At 68.8% G+C, this 2,553-nt stretch carries 4 protein-coding genes; all 4 read right to left on the reverse strand.

The genetic code is table 11. The annotated features are described in order from the left end of the window. Nucleotides 1–806, reverse strand: an 806-nt coding sequence (locus JOY90_RS14515) for a dihydrodipicolinate synthase family protein (RefSeq protein WP_291691810.1), incomplete at its 3' end; no start/stop codon positions are given. Then, the gene (locus JOY90_RS14520) at nucleotides 806–1,960 is read right to left on the reverse strand and encodes a M20 aminoacylase family protein (RefSeq protein WP_291691811.1); all 1,155 of its coding nucleotides are present in this window, start codon (nucleotides 1,958–1,960) and stop codon (nucleotides 806–808) included. The genes JOY90_RS14515 and JOY90_RS14520, both read right to left, overlap by 1 nt. 14 nt (nucleotides 1,961–1,974) lie before the next feature. Then, nucleotides 1,975–2,232: a hypothetical protein gene (locus JOY90_RS14525; RefSeq protein ID WP_291691812.1), complete on the reverse strand. Its 258-nt coding sequence runs from the start codon at nucleotides 2,230–2,232 to the stop codon at nucleotides 1,975–1,977. A gap of 97 nt (nucleotides 2,233–2,329) precedes the next feature. Continuing rightward, a partial coding sequence (locus JOY90_RS14530) for a hypothetical protein (RefSeq protein ID WP_291691813.1) occupies nucleotides 2,330–2,553 on the reverse strand: 224 nt, incomplete at its 5' end.

Consider the following 2,553-nt stretch of genomic DNA (forward strand, 5'->3'; position numbering starts at 1 on the left):
CCCATCCCGAGCCGCCGCGCCATCAGCCGCTTGCCGTAGCACCACATCACCGGGATGCCCTGGGTCATGAACACGATCAGGGGGAGGATTTCCTTGTGCAGGCGCTCGGCGTGGGCGATGGCGGCCGGGTCGCGGCCGGTCAGGGCCTCGTACATCGCGACTTGAATGGCGACGCAGTCCGGGGCCGGGATCAGCCCGGCGCCGCCGCTGCGCATCAAGGCCAGGAATTCGAGCCCGCCATGGCCGCCGAACGCGTCCACCGCACCGCCGAGCGCGTCCAGCACGGCGGCGATGTCGAGCGAGTGGCCTTCTGCCTTGAGTAGCCGGATGTTGGGATGGGCCCGCACGAGCGCCACGAGCCCGCCCGGGCTCAGCGCGCTCTCGAGGTTTACGGGATTGTTCTGGATTGCGACCGGCAGCTCGGCGGCATCGGCGATGGCGCCGAAATGCCGCGCGAGACTCGCATCGCCATGGTCCCGGCCCGGCGGCGGCTGCAGGATGACCCAATCGGCGCCGTTCGCGGCAGCCATGCGGGCGAACTCGATCTGCCCCTGCTCGTCCTGCTCGGCCACGGTCACGGCGTAGCGGACCCGGCCGCCGATCGCCCGCCCGACTAGTTCGACCACGTCCTGCCGCTCCGCCGTGGCGAGCTTCTTCACCTCCGTGACCAAGCCGAGCACCGTAATCCCGTGCGCCCCGGCGTCGATGCAATGCTCGATCTGCGCTCGCATCGCGCCGGGGTCGATCCGTCCCTGCCGGTCGAAGAAGGCGTACAGAACCGGATAGACGCCGCCGAAGCGGCCCATTACGCCAGTTCCTGTTCCACGATTTGGGCGAACATGCCCGCGCCATACGGGATCGCGTCGTCGTTGAACATATAGCCAGGATGGTGCGGCGCGAAGCCGGGGCCGTTGCCGACGTTGAAGTAGGCGCCCGGCACCTTCTCGAGCATGAAGGCGAAATCCTCCGAGCCCATCACCGGCGGCTTGTCCGACGCGAACCGGTCGGCGCCGACCAGCGACACGGCCGCCTTGCGGACCGCCTCGGCCGGCTCCTTCGCGTTCACCGTGGGCGCGAAGATCAGCCGCCAATCGAGCTCCGCCGTCGCACCGAACCCGGCGGCCACGCCCTCGGCCAGGCGCCGCATCGCGACCTCGATCTGCTCGGCCACTTCGCGCGCAAAGAACCGCGCCGTGCCGGAAATCGTCGCGCTGTGCGGGATCACATTGTATGCGTCCCCGCCCGCCACCTTGGTCACGCTAACCACCGCCGGGTCGCGCGGATTGACGTTGCGCGAGACGATGGATTGCAGCGCAGTGGCGAGATGGCACGCCGTCAGCACTGGGTCGATGCTCATCTCCGGCCGAGCGCCGTGCGAGCCCTTGCCGGTGACGGCAATGTCGAAGAAGGCGCCGCCGGCCATCGCCACCCCGTCGCGGACGGCGACGGTGCCGATCTCCATTCCCGTCCGATTGTGCAATCCGTAGATCACGTCACAGGGGAAGCGCTCGAACAGGCCGTCTTCCAGCATCGCCAGCGCGCCGCCGCAGCCTTCCTCGCCGGGCTGGAAGATGAAGTGGACGGTGCCGCTGAACCGCCGCGTCTCGGCCAGGTATTTGGCCGCGCCCAGCAGCATCGTGGTGTGGCCGTCATGGCCGCAGGCATGCATCACGCCGGGCACGGTGGAGCGGAACGGCAGGTCCGTCATCTCCTCCATGGGCAAGGCATCCATGTCCGCCCGCAGCCCGAGCGCACGATTTCCATTGCCTGACCGGAGCACGCCGACAACGCCGGTGCGGCCGATCCCGCGATGGACCTCGATACCCCATTGCTCCAGCGTCCGCGCGACCAGGTCCGCAGTCCGATGCTCCTCGAGACCGAGTTCCGGGTGCGCGTGGAGGTCGCGGCGGATCGCGGCCAACGCCGCGTGGTCGCGGCGGATCGCCTCGATCGGAGACATGATCGAACCTGCGCCTAGATCGGCGCGGTCGGCGGAACCGGGCGCCGCGAACAGGTGAAGACCAGCCGGCCCGGGCTCGACTCGATCGGGTCGAAGCCGGACGGGCACAACTGGCTCGCCTTCAGGTTGCAATCGATCTGGCTGCCGAACAGGCCGCCGCACGTCGTCTCGTAGGCGGAGCGGCCGTTGGCGGTCGTGATCTGGCCAGTCGAGTTGCAGCTGGCCAGGACGGCAAGAACGGGGATGAGAAGAACGGGGAGGATCGCGCGCATGCCGGATGATTGCCCGCCACGGCCCGGCGGACAAGCCTGTTCTGCAGGAACAGACTTGCTGATCGGTCGGCCGGGCTGGAGTCAGGCCGGCTTCGGTCTACGGCAGCCAGACTTCGATCGAACCCGCCTTTGCGCGGTTGGAACCGGACCGGACCGTCCAGGTTTCGCCGTCGCCGGCCAGAGCGTGAGCGACCGATTGCGCCGCGTCCCGGTCGGCCGGATTGAAATAGACGACCGTCGGATCGCGATAGTTGCCGTTGGCAGGGTGCAGTTGCACGTTCCCTGCCACCGTGTCGAGTTGCGTCGCGAGCCGGCGCGCCG

Source organism: Bradyrhizobium sp. (assembly GCF_019242285.1).
In the GTDB taxonomy this organism is placed as follows: domain Bacteria; phylum Pseudomonadota; class Alphaproteobacteria; order Rhizobiales; family Xanthobacteraceae; genus Bradyrhizobium.